At 70.2% G+C, this 17,599-nt stretch carries 18 protein-coding genes; 13 read left to right on the forward strand and 5 right to left on the reverse strand.

All coding sequences use genetic code 11. From position 1 onward, the window contains the following. Together VJS38_RS14595 and VJS38_RS14600 are read left to right on the forward strand one after the other, a co-directional pair. Positions 1 to 1,242, forward strand: a 1,242-nt coding sequence (locus VJS38_RS14595; RefSeq protein WP_324088878.1) for a CapA family protein, incomplete at its 5' end; no start/stop codon positions are given. 40 nt (positions 1,243 to 1,282) lie between these two features. After that, on the forward strand, positions 1,283 to 2,344 hold the full coding sequence (locus VJS38_RS14600; protein ID WP_324088879.1) for an alpha/beta fold hydrolase: 1,062 nt from the start codon (positions 1,283 to 1,285) through the stop codon (positions 2,342 to 2,344). Between the two features lie 4 nt (positions 2,345 to 2,348). On the opposite strand, the gene VJS38_RS14605 is transcribed toward VJS38_RS14600, so the two are convergent. Then, positions 2,349 to 2,543, reverse strand: a complete 195-nt coding sequence (locus VJS38_RS14605; protein WP_324088880.1) for a hypothetical protein — start codon at positions 2,541 to 2,543, stop codon at positions 2,349 to 2,351. Between the two features lie 171 nt (positions 2,544 to 2,714). Here VJS38_RS14605 and VJS38_RS14610 point away from each other — a divergent pair, with 171 nt between their 5' ends. The 5 genes from VJS38_RS14610 to VJS38_RS14630 all read left to right on the forward strand — a co-directional run bounded on the left by VJS38_RS14610 (position 2,715) and on the right by VJS38_RS14630 (position 6,385). Then, positions 2,715 to 3,305, forward strand: coding sequence for an aminodeoxychorismate/anthranilate synthase component II (locus tag VJS38_RS14610; RefSeq protein ID WP_324088881.1), 591 nt, complete (start codon positions 2,715 to 2,717; stop codon positions 3,303 to 3,305). 11 nt (positions 3,306 to 3,316) lie between these two features. Continuing rightward, positions 3,317 to 4,342: an anthranilate phosphoribosyltransferase gene (trpD, locus tag VJS38_RS14615; protein ID WP_324088882.1), complete on the forward strand. Its 1,026-nt coding sequence runs from the start codon at positions 3,317 to 3,319 to the stop codon at positions 4,340 to 4,342. Then, entirely contained in the window at positions 4,339 to 5,136 is a 798-nt protein-coding gene (trpC, locus tag VJS38_RS14620; protein WP_324088883.1) for an indole-3-glycerol phosphate synthase TrpC, read from the forward strand. The genes trpD and trpC overlap by 4 nt, the downstream gene beginning before the upstream one ends. A gap of 194 nt (positions 5,137 to 5,330) precedes the next feature. Further along, a complete protein-coding gene (gene lexA / locus VJS38_RS14625) occupies positions 5,331 to 6,020 on the forward strand; it encodes a transcriptional repressor LexA (RefSeq protein ID WP_324088884.1) in 690 nt (229 codons plus the stop codon). Between the two features lie 80 nt (positions 6,021 to 6,100). Then, positions 6,101 to 6,385 carry a hypothetical protein gene (locus tag VJS38_RS14630; protein ID WP_324088885.1) on the forward strand — a complete coding sequence of 95 codons (285 nt, stop codon included), beginning with the start codon at positions 6,101 to 6,103 and terminating at the stop codon, positions 6,383 to 6,385. A 99-nt stretch (positions 6,386 to 6,484) separates the two neighbouring features. On the opposite strand, the gene VJS38_RS14635 is transcribed toward VJS38_RS14630, so the two are convergent. The 3 genes from VJS38_RS14635 to VJS38_RS14645 are packed head-to-tail and all read right to left on the reverse strand — an operon-like array spanning position 6,485 to position 9,199. Next, on the reverse strand, positions 6,485 to 7,645 hold the full coding sequence (locus tag VJS38_RS14635; protein ID WP_324088886.1) for an acetyl-CoA C-acetyltransferase: 1,161 nt from the start codon (positions 7,643 to 7,645) through the stop codon (positions 6,485 to 6,487). Positions 7,646 to 7,647: 2 nt separating this feature from the next. Next, positions 7,648 to 8,436, reverse strand: a complete 789-nt coding sequence (locus tag VJS38_RS14640) for an enoyl-CoA hydratase/isomerase family protein (RefSeq protein WP_324088887.1) — start codon at positions 8,434 to 8,436, stop codon at positions 7,648 to 7,650. Position 8,437: 1 nt separating this feature from the next. Continuing rightward, on the reverse strand, positions 8,438 to 9,199 hold the full coding sequence (locus VJS38_RS14645; protein ID WP_324088888.1) for an SDR family NAD(P)-dependent oxidoreductase: 762 nt from the start codon (positions 9,197 to 9,199) through the stop codon (positions 8,438 to 8,440). 233 nt (positions 9,200 to 9,432) lie between these two features. Here VJS38_RS14645 and VJS38_RS14650 point away from each other — a divergent pair, with 233 nt between their 5' ends. Then, positions 9,433 to 10,239, forward strand: a complete 807-nt coding sequence (locus VJS38_RS14650) for an enoyl-CoA hydratase/isomerase family protein (RefSeq protein WP_324088889.1) — start codon at positions 9,433 to 9,435, stop codon at positions 10,237 to 10,239. Between the two features lie 188 nt (positions 10,240 to 10,427). On the opposite strand, the gene VJS38_RS14655 is transcribed toward VJS38_RS14650, so the two are convergent. Next, on the reverse strand, positions 10,428 to 11,624 hold the full coding sequence (locus tag VJS38_RS14655) for an acetyl-CoA C-acyltransferase (RefSeq protein WP_324088890.1): 1,197 nt from the start codon (positions 11,622 to 11,624) through the stop codon (positions 10,428 to 10,430). A gap of 133 nt (positions 11,625 to 11,757) precedes the next feature. Between VJS38_RS14655 and VJS38_RS14660 the strand changes: the two genes are divergently transcribed. The 5 genes from VJS38_RS14660 to VJS38_RS14680 all read left to right on the forward strand — a co-directional run. After that, positions 11,758 to 12,369, forward strand: a complete 612-nt coding sequence (locus VJS38_RS14660) for a TetR/AcrR family transcriptional regulator (protein ID WP_324088891.1) — start codon at positions 11,758 to 11,760, stop codon at positions 12,367 to 12,369. Between the two features lie 100 nt (positions 12,370 to 12,469). Next, the gene (locus VJS38_RS14665) at positions 12,470 to 13,465 is read left to right on the forward strand and encodes a nitronate monooxygenase family protein (protein WP_324088892.1); all 996 of its coding nucleotides are present in this window, start codon (positions 12,470 to 12,472) and stop codon (positions 13,463 to 13,465) included. 118 nt (positions 13,466 to 13,583) lie between these two features. Then, positions 13,584 to 15,539 (forward strand): autotransporter domain-containing protein, encoded by a 1,956-nt coding sequence (locus VJS38_RS14670; protein ID WP_324088893.1) that lies wholly within the window; start codon positions 13,584 to 13,586, stop codon positions 15,537 to 15,539. 109 nt (positions 15,540 to 15,648) lie between these two features. Beyond that, on the forward strand, positions 15,649 to 16,791 hold the full coding sequence (gene lldD, locus VJS38_RS14675; protein WP_324088894.1) for an FMN-dependent L-lactate dehydrogenase LldD: 1,143 nt from the start codon (positions 15,649 to 15,651) through the stop codon (positions 16,789 to 16,791). 43 nt (positions 16,792 to 16,834) lie between these two features. Continuing rightward, the coding region (locus tag VJS38_RS14680; protein WP_324088895.1) for a homogentisate 1,2-dioxygenase at positions 16,835 to 17,599 on the forward strand (765 nt) is incomplete at its 3' end.

A 17,599-nucleotide genomic window follows, 5' to 3' on the forward strand; every position in this document is an offset into this window, starting at 1 on the left:
GCTCAGGCGAGCGGCCGAGGAGAGCTGGCGGCTCGTGTAGACTGGCGCACGCGCCGCAACGGCGCCGGTGTCGTGGAGGCGGCCATGCAGTCGCCATCGTCCAGCTCTCGCGGAGCGCTTCGGATCTTTCTCTGTGGCGACGTGATGACGGGCCGCGGCATCGACCAGGTGCTGCCGCATCCGGGCGATCCGCAGCTGCGGGAGGACCACCTCCGCTCCGCCAGGGACTATGTGCGGCTCGCGGAGGCGGCGAGCGGTCCGATCCCCCGCCCGACCGACTTCGGCGAGATCTGGGGGGCCGCCCGCGACCTCTGGCGGAGCATGGCTCCGGACGTTCGGATCATGAACCTGGAGACCGCCGTGACGACGTCGCGGGCGTTCGCTCCGAAGGGCGTCAACTATCGGATGAACCCGGCGAACGCGCCCTGCCTGCGCGCCGCGGCGCCGGACGTGCTGACGCTCGCCAACAACCACGTGCTGGATTTCGGGATAGACGGGCTGAACGACACCCTCAGGGCGCTTTGGTCGGTCGGGATCCGCAGCGCCGGCGCCGGGCGCGACCTGAAAGCGGCGCGGGCGCCGGCCGCGATCGCCGGCGAGTCGGGTCGCCTGCTCGTCTACGCCATGGCCGCGGGCGACAGCGGCGTGCCCGCCAGCTGGTCCGCCGCGAAGGGCAAGCCCGGCGTGGCCTGCACGGGCCTGAGCGAGGCCGCCGCGCACGCCGTCTGCGATCAGATCAAGTCAGAGCGCGCGCCCGGCGACCTCGCTGTCGTCTCGATTCACTGGGGCTCGAACTGGGGCTACGCCGTCCCGCCGGCGCACCGGCGCTTCGCCCACGCGCTGATCGACAGCGGCCAAGTCGCCCTCGTCCACGGGCATTCCTCGCACCATCCCCGCCCGATCGAGGTCCACAGAAACCGATTGATCCTCTACGGCTGCGGCGACTTCCTCAACGACTACGAGGGAATCCACGGCCACGAGGCTTTCCGCAGCGACCTGGTGGCCATGTACTTCGCCGACCTCGCCCCAAAGTCCGGTGAATTGCGCCGCCTGCTCCTCGCGCCCCTCAGGATCCATCGCTTCCGCCTGAACGAGCCGAGCCCTACGCAGGCGGCGTGGATGGCCACGACCCTCAGCCGCGAGAGCCGCGCTCTGGGCGTGGAAGTCGCCGCCGTAGCGCCAAGCCTTCTGGAAGCCGGATGGCGCAAGGACATCGCACAGTCCTCGTTCGCGTTTAAGTAATCGCGGCGTCGCGCACGGCCGCGCGCCCCGAGGTCGCTTGATGGACGAGGTCTTTCATCCAGATTTCCTGATGCTGGACACCATCCGCCGGGCGCAAGGCGAAGTTCTGGCGGCGGTGGGCTATGGGCCGCTGGAGCGTCAATACGACGTCGCCGCCTGCACGCGGCGATGGCGCCTTCGCGACTATGCCGGCGGGACGCGCGCCTCGCTCCTCATGATCGGGGCTCCTATCAAGCGCCCCTATATCTGGGACCTGGCGCCGTCGATCAGCGCCTTGGGCTACTGTCTCGACCAGGGCTTTCGCGTGCACCTGCTCGAGTGGACGGCGCCGAACATCGGCGACGAGCCGATCTGCCTCGACGACTACGTCGAGGCGATTTCCGACGCAGTGAACCGCGTGAAGGCCACGGTCGGCGCCGCCATGCCGATCCTGCTCGGCCATTCGCTCGGCGGCACGCTCGCAGCCGTCTTCGTCGCCCTCGATCCGGCATCCGTGGCGGGGCTGGTCCTGCTGGGGGCCCCGCTATGCTTCGGTGCGGGCACGAGCCGGTTTCGCGACGCGGTCGCCGCACTTCCAGGTTCCGCGCCCGCGCCGAGCGAACTGGTCCCGGGATCGCTTCTCGGTCATGCGAGCGCCCTGGCCGCGCCCGCGGATTTCGTCTGGTCGCGGCTTACGGACGCGGCCTTGAGCAGGCTCGATGCTCAAGCCCTGGAGACTCATCTGCGGGTCGAGCGGTGGGCGCTCGACGAGGTCGCCCTCCCCGGACATTTCATGGGACAGGTGCTGGCGTGGCTTTACCGCGAAGATCGCTTTCGCCGCGGCGTCCTGCCCGTCAAGGGACGCGGCCTGGGACCACGCAATCTCACCACGCCAACGCTAGCGGCCGTCGACGCGGGCGACGGGGTCGTGCCGCTCGCGGCGGTAGAGGAGTTCCTCGCGGCCTCGCCGGCCAGGACGCAGATTGTCGTATACCCGGGCGAAACCGGCGTGGCCCTCCAACACCTCGCCCTGCTGATCGGCCTCCGCGCCCGGGCGACGGTCTGGCCCCAGATCTTCGCATGGATCGACGGCCTGGCTGCAACCGCGCCGCCTCGAGACTAGATTCTCAAGGCTCGCTCTGCACCACATGCTGGCTGACGACCGGCGGGGCCAGGATCATCGCGGTCGCGAACGCCAGCGCCGAGACCGCCGCGAGCAGGGCCGCGGACAGCACCGGCCACATCCGCTCCTTCTTGCGCCGGGGCCTCAGCAGCGCCCGGATGCGCGCGGTCTCGTCGGGCTTGAGCGCAGAATCGGTCATCGCCATCTCGGCAGGATCGCGCCAACCGGAGCCGCGCGCCACGGCGCCCTTGGCTCTGGCGCCCGGAATGCCCCGAGCATGGCCTTGGGCCATGCTCGGGGATTTCAAAGTGGAGCATTTTTTGCGTCGAACCGGCCTCCATTTCGGCGAAAAATGCTCTAGAGAACCCGCATGATCCTGGTGATCGATAACTACGACAGCTTCACCTACAACCTCGTCCACTACCTGAACGAGCTGGGGGCGGAGACGCTCGTCCACCGCAACGACGCGATCAGCGTCGAGCAGGCGCTGGCGCTGAAGCCGCAAGGCGTGCTGCTGTCCCCGGGGCCCTGCACCCCGAACGAGGCCGGCATCTGCCTCGACCTGCTGGCCGCCGCGCCGGAGGACCTGCCGATCCTCGGCGTCTGCCTGGGCCACCAGGCGATGGGCCAGGCCTTCGGCGGCAAGGTGATCCGCGCCCGCCAGCTGATGCACGGCAAGACCAGCCCGATCCACCACACCGGCAAGGGCGTCTTCGCGGGCCTGAAGAACCCCTTTACGGCGACGCGCTACCACAGCCTCTGCATCGAGAAGGAGACCGCCCCGGACGTCCTGGAGGTCACCGCCTGGACCGACGACGGCGAGATCATGGGCGTGCAGCACAGAACACGGCCGATCCACGGGGTGCAGTTCCACCCGGAATCCATCGCCACCGAGTGCGGCCACGAGCTGCTCGCCAACTTCCTCGACCTCGCCGGCGTGAGGCGCCTGGCGGGGGTCTGAACCAGGCCGCCATGTCCGACGCCTTCAAGCCGCTGCTCAGCCGCCTCGCCGACGGCGCGACCCTCTCCGAGGAGGACGCCGGCGAGTTCTTCGCCGCCTGCCTGCGCGGGGAGCCGACGCCCGCCCAGGTCGCCGCCGCTGTGACCGCCATGCGCATGCGTGGCGAGACCGTCGGCGAGATCACCGCCTGCGCCCGGGTCATGCGCCGCGCGGCGGTCATGCTCGACCAGCCGTTCGAGACCATCGACGTCTGCGGCACCGGCGGCGACGGCCTGCACACGCTGAACGTCTCCACCGCCGTGGCCTTCGTGGCGGCCGGCGCCGGGCTGAAGGTCGCCAAGCACGGCAACCGGGCAGTGTCGTCGAAGTCCGGCGCGGCCGACGTTCTGGCGGCGCTCGGCGTCAACATCGCCGCGGCCCCTGCCCTGCAGCTGAAGGCGCTGGACGAGGCCGGCATCTGCTTCATGTTCGCGCCGGCGCACCACGGGGCGATGCGGCATGTGACGCCGATCCGCGCCGAGCTCGGCTACCGGACGATCTTCAACCTGCTGGGGCCGCTGACCAATCCGGCCGGCGCCAAGCGCCAGCTGCTGGGCGTCTACGACACCCGCTGGGTCGAGCCGCTCGCCCGCGTGCTGGGCGCGCTCGGCGCCGAGCGGGCCTGGACGGTGCACGGCCAGGGCATGGACGAGATCACCACCACGGGCGAGACCCAGGTCGCCGAGTGGCGCGACGGCCAGGTGCGGCTGTTCCGCATCACGCCGGAAGCCGTGGGGTTGCCGCGCGCGGCGCTCGCCGATCTCACCGGCGGCCCGCCGGCGGAGAACGCCAAGGCGCTGAAGGAGCTGCTGGCGGGCGCCAAAGGGCCCTACCGCGACATCGTGCTGCTCAACGCCGCGGCCGCCTTCCTCGTCGCCGACAAGGTCGAGACCCTACGCGAGGGCGTGGAGCTCGCCGGCGCGGTGATCGACGACGGCCGGGCGGCGGCCGCGCTCGCGCGGCTGATCGAAACCACCAAGGCCGCGGAGCCCGCATGAGCGACGTCCTCGCCAAGATCGCCGCCTACAAGGCCGGCGAGGTCGCCGAGCGCAAGCGCGCACGCGCGGCCGCGGAGGTCGAGGCCGCCGCCCGCGCCGCCTCCCCGCCCCGCGGATTTCGCGCAGCGCTGGCGCGGGCGCATGCGCCGGGACGGCTCGCGCTGATCGCCGAGATCAAGAAGGCCTCGCCGTCCAAGGGACTGATCCGCGAGGACTTCGACCCGCCGGCGCTGGCCCGCGCCTATGAGGCGGGGGGCGCAGCCTGCCTGTCGGTGCTGACCGATGCGCCGAGCTTCCAGGGGGCGGACGACTACCTCGCCGCCGCCCGCGCGGCGGTCGCCCTGCCCTGCATCCGCAAGGACTTCCTGGTCGATCCCTGGCAGGTGGCGGAGTCCCGCGCCTTGGGCGCCGACGCCATCCTGGTCATCCTGGCCATGGTCGACGACGCCGTGGCCGGCGCCCTGATCTCGGAGGCCAAGCGGTTCGGCATGGATGCGCTGGTCGAGGTCCACGACGAGGCCGAGATGACCCGCGCCGGCGGCCTGGGCGCCGACCTCGTCGGCGTCAACAACCGCGACCTGCGCAGCTTCGTGACCGACCTGGCGGTCACCGAGCGGCTGGCGGCGCGCGCGCCGAGGAACGCGCTCCTGGTCACCGAGAGCGGCATCTTCACCGCCGCCGACGCCGCCCGCCTCGAGCGCTGCGGCGCCCGCGCCATGCTGGTCGGCGAGAGCCTGATGCGCCAGCCGGACGTCACGGCGGCGACTCGGGCGCTGCTCGCCCCGGCGGCCTAGAACCGGCGCCGCGATTCGGCGGCGCTCGCGGCTCCGCCTTGGCCGATCGCGACAAATGTTAACAAACTCAAAGCCTTATCCCCTATCTGGGGGCAGCGGCCGCGGTAACTTGACATTAACCAGGAACGCTTAGAGAACATTTTACAACGTTAGCGCTTTGTTCTCGGAGCGCCCGGTCGTAAGGTGTCGTCGCCATGCTCACCCGCAAGCAGCACGAATTGCTTATGTTCATCCATGAGCGGATCAAGGAGACCGGGGTCTCCCCCTCCTTCGACGAGATGAAGGAAGCGCTCGATCTGGCGTCGAAGTCGGGCATCCACCGGCTGATCACCGCGCTGGAGGAGCGGGGCTTCCTGCGTCGCCTGCCGCATCGCGCCCGGGCGCTGGAGGTGGTGAAACTGCCGCAGCAGGCCACCGCCGCCGCGCCGCCCAAGGGCCGCGCGCCGTTCAAGCCGCAGCTGGTCGAGACCAGCCAGCCGATGTCGACGGCCGCCAACGACAGCCGCGAGTTGCCGATCCTCGGCCGCATCGCCGCGGGCACGCCGATCGAGGCGATCCAGCAGGAGCGCGACCGCCTGCCGGTGCCGGAGGCCATGCTGGGCGCGGGCGAACACTTCGTGCTGGAGGTCCAGGGCGACTCGATGATCAACGCCGGCATCCTCGACGGCGACTTCGTGGTCATCCGCCGCACCGACGCGGCCAACTCCGGCGACATCGTGGTGGCCCTGGTGATGGGCGAGGAAGCCACCCTGAAGCGCCTGCGCCGCAAGGGCGCCTCGATCGCGCTGGAGGCCGCCAACCCGGCCTATGAGACGCGGATCTTCGGCCCCGACCAGGTGGCCGTGCAGGGCAAGCTGGTCGGCCTGATCCGCCGCTATCATTGAGCTCGCGAGAACCGTGGGCTCACGAGGGCGTTACCCGCCCCGCCGGACACCTCGATCCGGCTTTCAAGGGAGCACCTCGGATGCGGATCATCACCGCCGCGGCCATCGCCGCCCTCGCCCTGTCCAGCGCCGCCTGCAACAAGGCGTCCCACGCCCAGAAGGCTGAAGAAAGCGCCAGCACGGCGACCCAGGACGCCGCCGCAGCCCAGGCCGCGGCCGACGCCAGCAAGGCCGCTGCGATGCCGCAGGCGGCTGCGAACAGCGCCCAGGATGCGGCCAAGCACGCCGACCAGGCCGCCGACGCCGCCAAGGACGCCACGGGCCAGGCCAACGCGGCGGCCAAGGACGCTCAGCCACGGTACTAGCCGACAGCTAGGTCGCCGGCAGCCGGCCCCCGAGGCCGCGCTCGCCAGACGGCAGGTCGCCGGAGACGCCCCCGCGCCTCCGGCGATGCCAGGCGGTGTTCAGAGCGCCTCGACGATAGTCGCGTTGGCGACGCCGCCGCCTTCGCACATCACCTGCAGGCCGTAGCGCTTCTTCTGGTTGCGCAGGGCGTGGATTAGCTGGGTCATCAGCTTGGCGCCGCTCGCGCCGAGCGGGTGGCCCAGCGCGATGGCGCCGCCGTTGACGTTCATCTTGGCGTGGTCGGCGCCGGTGTTCTTCAGCCACGACAGCGCCACGGCGGCGAAGGCCTCGTTGACCTCGAACAAGTCGATGTCGTCGAGCTTCATGCCCGCCCGCTCCAGCACCTTCCTGGTCGCCGGCGCCGGCTCCTCCAGCATGATCACCGGATCGCCGGCCGTCACCGCCATGGCGTGCACGCGAGCCAACGGCGTCAGGTTGTGCTGCTTCAGGGTCTTTTCGTTGACCACCAGCAGGGCGGCCGAGCCGTCGGTCATCTGGCTGGCGTTGCCGGCGGTGACCGAGCCGCCCTCGGTCACCGGTTTCAGGGTGGCCATGGTCTCCAGCGAGGCGTCGTAGCGCACGCCCTCATCGGTGTCGAAGACGCCGTCCGGGGTGGTGATCGGCACGATCTCGCCCTTGAAGACGCCCGCCTTTATCGCCGCCGCGGCGCGCTGGTGGCTGGTGAGCGCGAACGCGTCCATCTGCTCGCGGGTGAAGCCGTACTTGTCGGCGATCATCTGGGCGCCGACGAACTGGCTGGGCTCCGGCGCCCCGACCCGCTTCTGGATCGCCTCGCTCCAGGGCGCGGCGCCGACGCCGGCGTCGGCGAAGAACTTGATGTTGCCGCCCATCGGCGCGCGGCTCATGTGCTCGACACCCATGGCCACCACCATGTCCTGGGTTCCCGACATCACCGCCTGGGCCGCGAACTGCAGCGCCTGCTGCGAGGAGCCGCACTGGCGGTCGACGGTCACCGCCGGCACGCTCTGCGGCAGGCTGGAGGCCAGCACCACGTTGCGGGCGAAGGCGAAGCTCTGCTCGCCGCCGTTGGTGACGCAGCCGACGATGACGTCGTCGATCGCCGCCGGATCGACGCCCGCCCGCTCGACGAGCGCGCTCAGGACCGCGCCGCCGAGATCGGCCGGGTGCACGCCGATCAGCGAGCCCTTGCGACGCCCCCCTGCGCTACGGACTGCCGCTGCAATGTAAGCTTCCGCCATTTTCAATCTTCCTTCAGGAACCGAGGCGCGCGCTTTTCGAGGAAGGCGGTCACGCCCTCCTGGCCCTCGTAGTTGCGGGACTGGTCGGAGATCACCCGGCTTTCCAGCTGGAGCTGGCTCTCCAGGGTGTTGGAGGTGCTCTCGACCAGCATCTTGCGGGTCGCGCCCAGCGCAGCGGTCGCGCCCTTGGCCAGGTCGCCGGCGACCTTGGCGGTCTCCGCCGCGAGCGTTCCGGCCTCGACCACGCGGGTGACGAGGCCGAGGCTCGCGGCCTCTTCCGCCCGCACCTTGCGGTTGGTGAGGCACAGTTCCTGGGCGCGGCGCAGGCCGATCAGCCGCGGGAGCAGCCAGGTCGCGCCGCCGTCGGGCGTGAGGCCGATGCCGGTGTAGGCGAGGCTGAAGCTGGCGGTCGGCTCGGCGAGCGCTATGTCGCCGAGGATCGCCAGGCCGATGCCCGCGCCCGCGGTCGAGCCGTTGATCGCCGTCACCAGCGGCTTGTCCATCCGCGCGAACACCGAGATCGCCGAATGCAGGTAGGTGGTGATCTCGCGCAGGAACTCCGGCAGGGCTTCGCCGGCCGCGGCGAAGGCGGCCATGTCGCCCCCGCCGCAGAACAGCTTGCCCGCGCCGGTGAGCACGACGCAGCGGATCGCGGCGTCCCCCTCGCAGCGGATGGCCAGCTCCATCAGCTCGCGCGACATCGGGATGTCGAGCGCGTTGCCGACCTCCGGCCGGTTCAGGGTGATCGTCGCGACCGGCCCGTCGACCTCGAAGAGGACGCCGTTAGCCATCTTATTTCGGAGCCATGCGGATGGCGCCGTCAAGGCGGATGACCTCGCCGTTCAGCATCGGGTTGTCGATGATGGCGGCGGCGAGCTTGGCATACTCCTCCGGCTTACCGAGCCGGCTCGGATGCGGCACCATCTTGCCGAGGCTGTCCTGGGCGGGCTGCGGCAGGCCGAGCAGCATCGGCGTCAGGAAGATGCCCGGGGCGATGGTCATGACGCGGATCAGATGCTGCGACAGGTCGCGCGCGATCGGCAGGGTCATGCCGACCACGCCGCCCTTGGACGCCGAATAGGCCGCCTGGCCGATCTGGCCGTCATAGGCGGCGACCGAAGCGGTGTTGATGATCACGCCCCGCTCCTCGCCGATCGGCTCGGCCTGCGCCAGGCGGGCGGCGAACTGGGCGATCATGGTGAAGCTGCCGAGCAGGTTGACCTCGATCGTCTTGCGGAAGATCTCGGCGGAGTGCGGCACGTTCTCGCGGCCGACGGTCTTCACGGCCGGGGCGACGCCGGCGCAGTTGACCAGCACCCGGGCCACGCCGTTGGCGGCCTGGGCGGCGTCGAGAGCCGCGGCCACGTTCGCCTCGTCGGCGACGTTGACCTTCCGAAAGCTCGCGCCGATGTCCTTGGCGTGCGCCTGGCCGACTTCCTCGTTGAGGTCGAAGATCGTGACCTTGGCGCCGGCGTCGGCCAGCATCTTCGCGGTCGCGCCGCCCAGCCCCGAAGCGCCGCCCGTGACGATGGCGGCAATCCCTTTCAAATCCATGAGAGCACTCCTTTTAGGGCTGGTCAGGCGCCCGCCTACGCGGCGGGCTGGAAAACAAGCAACACCGTACGCAAACGCGCGAGCGAATCTTGCGGCGTGGATACGTCTCTTGCGGCGTGGATACGTCGTCCTGCCGGGCGGATAAATCCCCGACGCGGCGACTTGCCATCGACGGCGACCTCAGGCGTATCCAGGAGCGGTGCAAACAATTGTGCGCGGCTTGGAGCGACGAGATGACGACGGCCAGCAACCTGCCCCAGTTCAAGACGATCGCGCTGAGCCGCCAAGGCCGCCTGCTGACGATCATCCTCAACCGGCCCGAGACCCTGAACGCGGTCAACTTCGACATGCACGAGGAGCTGATCGAGGTCCTGCAGTTCGCGGCCGCCGACCTGGACTCCGACGTGCTGCTCCTCACCGGCGCCGGACGCGCCTTCTCCGCCGGCGGAGACCTCGATCACCTGGCGCGCAACGCCGCCAATCCGGAGCTGTTCGACCAGGAGGCCCGTGCCGCCAAGCGTATCGTCTTCACCCTGCTCGACATCGAAAAGCCTGTGGTCTGCCGGATGAACGGCCACGCGGTCGGCCTGGGCGCGACGCTGGCCCTGCTCTGCGACGTCATCTTCGCCGCCGACGGCGCCAAGATCGGCGACCCGCACGTCAATGTCGGCCTGGTGGCCGGCGACGGCGGCGCGATCCTCTGGGCGCACCGCATCGGCCTGACGCGGGCCAAGGAATACCTGCTGACCGGCGACCTCCTGACCGCGAAGCGCGCCGAGGAGATCGGCCTGATCAACCACTGCGTCCCGCCCGAGGAGCTGGACGCCCAGGTCGACGCCTTCTGCCAGAAGCTGCTGAACGGGGCGACGCGCGCGATCCGCTACACCAAGATCCTGACCAACCTCGAGCTGAAGCGCACCGCCCACGCCCTGATGGACGCCGGCATCGCCTACGAGACTCTCTCCGTGCGCGGCGCCGACCATCGTGAGGCGATCCAGGCGCTGAAGGAAAAGCGCAAGCCGAACTTCACGGGGACGTAATAGATGCTCCCCCTTTGGGGGAGCTGCCAGCGGAGCTGACTGAGGGGGCTTCCGCTCAGAATTTGCAGCGGACTGCATCTGAGCGGAAGCCCCCTCCGGCCCTACGGGCCACCTGCCCCGAGGGGGGAGGATCAGATGCGAAGGGGCGTTCGTGCGCATTTCCGCAGACCGCCTCTCCCCGCCAATCCTCAGACCAGCTCCACCGCCATCGCGGTGGCTTCACCACCGCCGATGCACAGACTGGCGAGGCCGCGCTTCAGGCCGCGGTTTTCCAGGGCGGCGATCAGGGTCGCCAGGATCCGCGCGCCGCTGGCGCCGATCGGGTGGCCGAGCGCGCAGGCGCCGCCGTTGACGTTCAGCTTCTCTTCCGGGATCTGCAGCTCGCGCTGGGCGATCATGGCGACCACGGCGAAGGCCTCGTTGACCTCGAACAGGTCGACGTCCTCGACGGTCCAGCCGACCTTCTTCAGCAGCTTCTGCATCGCCGGCACGGGCGCGGTGGTGAAGAGGCCGGGCTCGTGGGCGTGGGCCTCGTGGCCGACGACCTTGGCGACGATCGGCATGCCGAGCTTCATGGCCACGCTCTGGCGGGTCATGACCAGCGCCGCCGCGCCGTCCGAGATCGAGGACGAGTTGGCCGGGGTGATGGTGCCGTCCTTGACGAAGGCCGGCTTCAGCGACGGGATCTTCTCCGGCTTGGCCTTGCCCGGCTGCTCGTCGGTGTCGATCACCACCTCGCCCGCGCGGCCCTTCACGGTGACCGGAGCGATCTCGCGCTTGAAGGCGCCGCTCTCGATCGCCGCCTTGGCCTTGGACAGCGAGCCCAGGGCGTACCTGTCCTGGTCCTCGCGGGTGAACTGGTACATTCGCACCGCGTCCTCGGCGAAGGCGCCCATGGCCTTGCCAGGCGTGTAGGCGTCTTCCAGGCCGTCCATCATCATGGTGTCGACGATGGTGTCGTGGCCAATGCGGGCGCCGCCGCGGTGCTTCGGCAGGGCGTAGGGGGCGTTGGTCATGCTCTCCATGCCGCCCGCGACGATGACGTCGGCGCTGCCGGCGGCGAGCGCGTCGTAGGCCATGATCGCGGCCTGCATGCCCGAGCCGCACATCTTGTTGACGGTGGTGGCCTGGGCGTTGATCGACAGGCCGCCGCCGAGGCCCGCCTGGCGCGCCGGGGCCTGGCCCAGACCCGCGGGCAGCACGCAGCCCATGAAGATCCGCTCGACCGCGGCCGGATCCACCTTGGCCCGCTCGACGGCGGCGCGCACGCAGACCGCGCCGAGGTCGGTCGCCTTCACGCCCGTGAAGTCGCCCTGGAAGCCGCCCATCGGCGTGCGGGCGTAGCCGGCGATGACGACGGGATCAGCAGCATCAGCGGCGGTCATGGGAAGAGCTCCACAGGGATGTTCTGAAACCGGCTGGTCGGCGGGTTACTGATGAGTATATTGTCCGTCCGTCGGCCGGGTCAATCGACCTGGACGAAAGTCCGGAGCCGAAGCCCCAAAGTGAACCCCTGACGTGAACCACTCGCCTTTCCGCACCGCCGCCGAACGCCAGGCCGAGCGCGAGCAGAAACGCGAGGCGGTGCTGCGCGCGGCCGTGGCGATGTTCAACAGCCGCGGCTTCCACACCACCTCGCTCGACGACGTGGCCGCGAGCCTCGGCGTCAGCAAGCCCACCATCTACCACTACCTCGGCAACAAGGATCAGGTGCTGCTGGAGTGCGTGACCCGCGGCGTCGAGCAGCTGCGCGCGGCCGCCGACGCCGTGCGGGCCGTGCCCGGGACCGGCTTCGACCGGCTGGGCGAGTATCTGCGCCGCTACGCCGAGATCATCATGGACGATTTCGGCCGCTGCGTAATCCGCACCGACCACGAGCAGCTCTCCGAGGAGAGCTCGCTCCGCTTCCGCGCGCTGAAGCGCGATGTCGACAAAGCGATGCAGGGGCTGATCGCCGAGGGGATCGCCGACGGCTCGATCGCCCCCACCGACGTCAAGCTGGCCGGCTTCACCCTGGCCGGCGCCCTGAACTGGCCGGCCCGCTGGCACAAGCCGGACGGACGGCTCACGCCTGAGGAGGTCGCAACCCGGATGGTCGACATCCTCATGCGCGGCCTGGCGCCCAGGTGATGTCTATTCCGCGCGCCCATGTTCGGTTGACAAGCCGGACGGCGACTATCTACTCGCCAGTAACTTACTGACCGTCGAGTTCTCTCAAAGGATTTCCGACATGGCTCTCCGCACGCGCTTCACTGAGCTGGTGGGCATCGAGCATCCGATCGTCCAGGGAGGCATGATGTGGGTCGGCCGCGCCGAGCTGGCGGCGGCGGTGTCCAACGCGGGCGGCCTCGGCATCCTCACCGCCCTGACCCAGCCCTCGCCCGACGACCTGCGGCGCGAGATCGACCGCTGCCGATCGATGACCGACAAGCCGTTCGGCGTCAACCTGACCATCCTGCCCTCGGTCAACCCGCCACCCTACGCGCAGTACCGCAAGGCGATCATCGACTCCGGCGTGAAGATCGTCGAGACCGCCGGCCACAAGCCGCAGGAGCACGTCGACGATTTCAAGGCCCGCGGCATCAAGGTCGTGCACAAGTGCACCGCGGTCCGCCACGCGCTCTCGGCCGAGCGGATGGGCGTGGACGCCATTTCGATCGACGGCTTCGAATGCGCCGGCCACCCCGGCGAGGACGACATCCCGGGCCTGATCCTGATCCCGGCGGCGGCCGACAAGGTGAAGATCCCGATGATCGCCTCGGGCGGCTTCGGCGACGGCCGCGGCCTGGCCGCGGCGCTGGCTCTGGGGGCGGACGGGATCAACATGGGCACCCGCTTCTGCGCCACCGCCGAGGCCCCGATCCACCGGAAGATCAAGGAATTCCTGGTCGCCAACGACGAGCGGTCGACCAACCTGATCTTCCGCAAGTTCCACAATACCGGCCGGGTGGCGAAGAACGCGATCTCCGACAGGGTGGTGGAGATCTCCGCCCGTCCGGAAGCGGTGTTCGAGGACATCCGCGACTATGTCTCCGGCGCCAAGGGCCGGGTTGCGCTGGAGACCGGCGACATCGATGCAGGCCTCGTCTGGGCCGGCCAGATCCAGGGCCTGATCCACGACATCCCGACCTGCGACCAGCTGGTCAAGCGGATCGTCCGCGACGCCGAGCAGATCATCCGTGGACGGTTGGCCGGCATGCTGGCGGCCCCCGAACCGGCGCTCTAAGGACACGGTCGGCAAAACTTTCCGCCGACGGCCTTTCCAACCCCGGCTCCGCGGCCGAATCTCCGCCATAGTCGCGCCGCGCGGTCGCCCTTTCCGGCCGCGCCCGGGGGAGGTCGAGATGCCGCGGAACGCCCTGATCGCGATCAGCCTGGCCGTGGCGCTCGCGCCCGCGACGACGCTGGCGGCCTCCAGTCCGTTCGACAGCGTGGTGGTTTTCGGCGACAGTCTGAGCGACAGCGGCAACCTGTCGATCGCCATCGGCGCGCCGCAGGTCATGCGGTTCACGACCAATCCGGGCACGGTCGCGCTCGAGAACGTCGCCGCCCGCTATGGCCTGACGCTGGCCCCGTCCCTCGCCGGCGGAACCGACTTCGCCTATGGCGGAGCGGGCGTGCTGCAGAACTCGCCGGACGCCCTGCCGCAGACGGTGACGATCAGCAGCCAGGCGAACAGCTACCTCGCCGCTCATGCCGCGCTCGATTCGCGGACGCTCTACGCCGTGTTCGGCGGCTCCAACGACCTCTTCTACCACATCACCGCCGCCGGCGCGGGGCAGGTGGCCGACCAGTTGATCGCCCAGGCCACGGCGGGCCTGTCGCCGAGCGCTGCGGCGACGGTGGCGGCTCAGATCCGCGGCCAGATCGCAGCCATCGCCGGCGTCGCCTCGGTCGAGACGTCCGACCAGGCCATGCAGGGCGCGACAGCCTCGGCGCAGGCGGAGCTTTCGATCATCAACCGGCTGCAGGCGGCGGGGGCGACCCGCATCCTGGTGGTCAACGTCCCCGACCTCGGCCTGACGCCAGCCGCCAACGCCGCCGGCGCCCAGGTTCAGGCTCTCTCGGCGGCCGTGTCCGCCGCCTACGACGCCCAGATCAACGCCGGCCTCGCCGGCCGCAAGGGCGTGGTTCCGGTCAACACCTTCCTGCTGCTGCGCGAGGTGGTCGCCGATCCGGCGCGCTACGGCTTCGTCAACGCCACGACGCCGGCCTGCACGAGCGACAGCGCCTTCACCTGCACGCCTTCGACCCTGGTCGAGCCGGGCGCGGGCTCGACCTACGTCTTCGCCGACGACGTCCACCCGACGAGCGCCACCCACCTGGCCTTCGCCCAGGCGATCGTCTCCGAGCTGACGGCGCCCGGTCAGATGTCGCTGCTGTCCGCCGCCCCGCTGGCCTTCGCCCGCGACCAGCGCGCGGCGGTCGCCGGCGAACTGGACGCCGAGATGCGCCCCGGCGCCCAGGACGGCGTGCGCCTCTACGTCGTCAGCCGCGCCGGGCGGCGCCACGTCGACGGCGACCTTTACGCGCCCAAGGCCCGCAGCGACGACCAGTCGGCGACCTTCGGCCTGATGACGCGCCTGGACGACCTCTCCGTCGGCGCCGCCGTCACGACATCGCAAAGCGTGACCCGGCTGAGCGGCGGCGTCGGCCAGTTCAAGCCTCAGGGCGTGCTGGGCGAGGTCTATGGCCAGTACCGCTTCTCGCACGGTGGCTGGCTGACGGCCGAGGCCAACGTCGGCAATGTCGACCTCGACGACGTCCAACGCACGTTCACGATCGGCGCGGCGCAGCGCTTCGAGCTCTCCACGGGCGAAGCGAGCGTCTACGGCGTCGCGCTCGAGGGCGGGCGCTGGTTCACGGCCGCCGGCGGCCGATATGGACCGTTCGCCGCCCTGAGCTACGACCACACGCGCGTCAACGACATCGTCGAGCAAGGCTCCGACGCCACCGCCATGTGGTTCGCCGCCCAGAGTCGCGAGGCGCTGATCGCCAAGCTCGGCTGGAAGCTGGAGGCCGACTGGACCTGGGGCGGAATCGGAGTGCAGCCCAGCCTGACGGTGGCCTATGGCCACGACTTCAAGGCCGACCGCAATTCCGTGACGGCGGGGCTCGTGACCCTGAACGGCGAGTTCGACATGCCGGGCTACGCGCCCGAGAAGGACTGGGGCGAGGTCACGGCCAGGCTGGGCGCCGACCTTGGGGCCGGCTTCCGCGCGCAGGTGGAGTACGAGGGCCGCTACGGCGACCGCTCGCACGACAACCTCGGCTCGGTCGGAATAAGCTATAACTTTTAAGGCGGCGGCGCCCCGGCAACCGCGCTGACGACGTCGAACCGCGGGAGGTTTCGATGAACGACAATCGAGACAGGCCGGCCTGCTGCGTAATCCGCACGGAGCGGGCGGGATGAAGGCCGCCTCGATCCTCGACTACCGGGAGCTCGCGCGCCGAAGGCTGCCGCCCTTCCTCTTCGAGTACATCGACGGCGGCGCCTACGCCGAGGTGACGCTCAGGCGCAACGTCGAGGATCTCGAACGGATCGCGCTGCGCCAGCGGGTGCTGCACGACGTCTCCGCGCTCGACGTCACGACCGAGCTGTTTGGTCAGAAGCTCGCCTTGCCGGTGGCGCTCTCGCCGGTGGGCCTTTCGGGCATGTACGCTCGGCGCGGCGAGGTGCAGGCTGCCCGCGCCGCCGAAGCCGCAGGCGTTCCGTTCTGCCTCTCGACCGTCTCGGCCTGCCCGCTGGACGAGGTGGCGCGCGGGGTCACCAAGCCGTTCTGGTTCCAGCTCTATATGATCCGCGACCGCGCCTTCATGCGCGACCTGCTGGCCAAGGCGCGCGAGCTGAACTGTTCGGCGCTGGTCTTCACCGTCGACATGCCGGTGCCGGGGGCGCGCTACCGGGATTACCGGACCGGCTTCAACGGAGCGCCGGGTCTCATGGGGACGCTCTGGCGCTTCTGGCAGGCCGCGCAGCATCCGGCCTGGGCTTGGGACGTGGGCTTGAACGGCCGGCCGCACGTCCTGGGCAATGTCGCCCCCGTGCTGAAGGGCAAGATGGGCTTCGGCGACCTCTTCGGCTGGGTAGGCGCCAACTTCGACCCGAGCATCTCCTGGAAGGACCTGGAGTTCCTTCGCGCCGAGTGGAAGGGGCCGCTGATCATCAAGGGCGTGCTGGACGTCGAGGACGCGCGCGAGACGGTGAAGCTGGGGGCTGACGGTCTGGTGGTGTCGAACCATGGCGGCCGCCAGCTTGACGGCGTGCTCTCGACCGCACGCGCGCTGCCGCCGATCGCAGAGGCTGTCGGCGACCGGATCACCGTGCTTGTCGACGGCGGCGTGCGCTCGGGTCTCGACGTGGTGCGTATGCTGGCGCTGGGCGCCAAGGGCGTGCTGCTCGGCCGCGCCTGGGCCTATGCCCTGGCCGGCGGCGGCCAGGCCGGCGTCGCCCACATGCTGCGGCTGATAGAGGCGGAGATGCGCGTGGCCATGGCGCTGACGGGGGTGACCTCGGTGGCCGGGATCACCCGCGACATGCTGGCGGAATAGCTTCCGCCCCCGTTCGAGCGTTTCCAATGCGGAGACCGTGAGGATGAACGCTTCGGATCATTCCGCCGCTGGACGCTATTTGAGCGGCTTCGGCAACAGCTTCGCCAGCGAGGCGATCCCGGGCGCCCTGCCCATCGGGCGCAACTCGCCGCAGCGCGTCCCGTTCGGCCTCTACGCCGAGCAGCTGTCCGGCACGGCCTTCACCGCGCCGCGGCGCGAGAACCGTCGCGCGTGGCTCTACCGCCTGCGCCCGACCGCCGGCCACGGCGCCTACGCCCCCTACCCCGCGACGCATCGGCTGCGTTCGGCCCCGTTCGGCGACGGGCCGGTCACGCCGAACCGCCTGCGCTGGGATCCCCTGCCGCTCGGACTGGCCGACGGGGACTTCATCGACGGCCTCTTCACCTTCGGCGGCAACGGCGACGTGGGCCAGGGCGCCGGCATGGCGGTGCACGAATTCCTGGCCGGCCGGTCGATGCGCGGACGGGTGTTCCAGAACTCCGACGGCGAGATGCTGATCGTGCCGCAGCAGGGCCGGCTTGGCCTCGCCACCGAGTTCGGCCGCCTCGACGTGGCGCCCGGGATGATCGCCGTGATCCCGCGCGGAGTCCGCTTCCGCGTGGAACTGACCGACGGCCCGGCCCGCGGCTACGTCTGCGAGAACTATGGCGCGGCCTTTCGCCTGCCGGACCTGGGGCCGATCGGCTCCAACGGCCTGGCCAGTCCGCGCGACTTCGAGGCGCCCGCGGCCGCGTTCGAGGACGACGAGACGCCGACCGAGGTGGTGCAGAAGTTCCAGGGCGGCCTT

Origin of the sequence: Phenylobacterium sp., from assembly GCF_035276905.1 — a bacterium.
Lineage (GTDB): Bacteria > Pseudomonadota > Alphaproteobacteria > Caulobacterales > Caulobacteraceae > Phenylobacterium.